The 1003-nt window shown below is 66.3% G+C and carries 1 protein-coding gene; it reads left to right on the top strand.

Going from position 1 to position 1003, the window contains the following annotated elements; all coding sequences use genetic code 11:
- A partial coding sequence (locus tag EB084_26560) for a HAMP domain-containing protein (GenBank protein ID NDD31825.1) occupies nt 1-1003 on the top strand: 1003 nt, incomplete at both ends.

Consider the following 1003-nt stretch of genomic DNA (forward strand, 5'->3'; position numbering starts at 1 on the left):
CTCACGGTGGGGGCCGCCATCGTCATCACCTTCGCCTTGCTCGGCTACCTCATCACGTTCGAGCGCAACACGCGCATGCGCAGCGTCGTCAAGCAGATCGCCCTGAAGGTCCTGCAGATGCGTGCCGACGACCTCTCGGCGCATCTGCAGCGAACGCAAGAGGCCTGCCGGCGGCTGGTCGCGCAGGCGCAGCGAAGCGCCCAGCGACTCGAGCCGCCTGGCAGCACGCATCCCGTCGCGCTCGATGCGACCGTCGCCGGGATGCGCTATGCAGACACCCTTGGGGGATGGATCTCGTGGTCGAGCCCTGCGCAAGACGGCCTCCACGTGTGCGAAACGCCGCCTATGGAGCAAGTGCCGTGGACCACCAACGGCCGGGGTCCACGAGACCCGCAACCCGCGTGGCTGGCTCCCCATATCGACGAAAAAGCCAGCGGCACACCCGTGATCACCTGCGTCACCCCCGTCATCAAGAACGGTCGGGTGACCGCCTTCGTCGGGATCGATGACAGCGCAGCCACCCTGCTGCCTTCGATGCGCAGCCTCATCCGGCTCGGCGTCAGCGAGGTGGCTCTCATCGACAAGGACGGCACCTGCCTGATCATCCCGACCGAGGCCGCAGGCCGTGCGAGAGTCACGCACAACATCGATGACGTGGGCCGTGAGCACCACGATATCATCAGCGCCGAGACCCCCATCGAAGGCACCCCGTTCAAGGTGCGCGCGTGGGCGTCCATCGCGAGCCTCGAGTCCGACGAGCACAGCTTCCTGCTTCAGCAGACCGCGATCGGCGCAATCGCGGTCGCGATTCTGCTGGCCCTCACACTGATCATCACCCGAACTCTCACCCAGCCTCTTGCGTCGCTCGAACGGGCAGCAGATCGCGTTCGCAGGGGGCAGTTCAACGCGCGCGTGACCGTGCAGGAGAGCCGGGGCGAGCTCACCGAGCTGGGAGAGGCGTTCAACACGCTGATGACCGAGCTCGACACGCGCTATCAAGCAC

This window comes from Pseudomonadota bacterium, from assembly GCA_010028905.1.
In the GTDB taxonomy this organism is placed as follows: Bacteria; Vulcanimicrobiota; Xenobia; order RGZZ01; family RGZZ01; genus RGZZ01.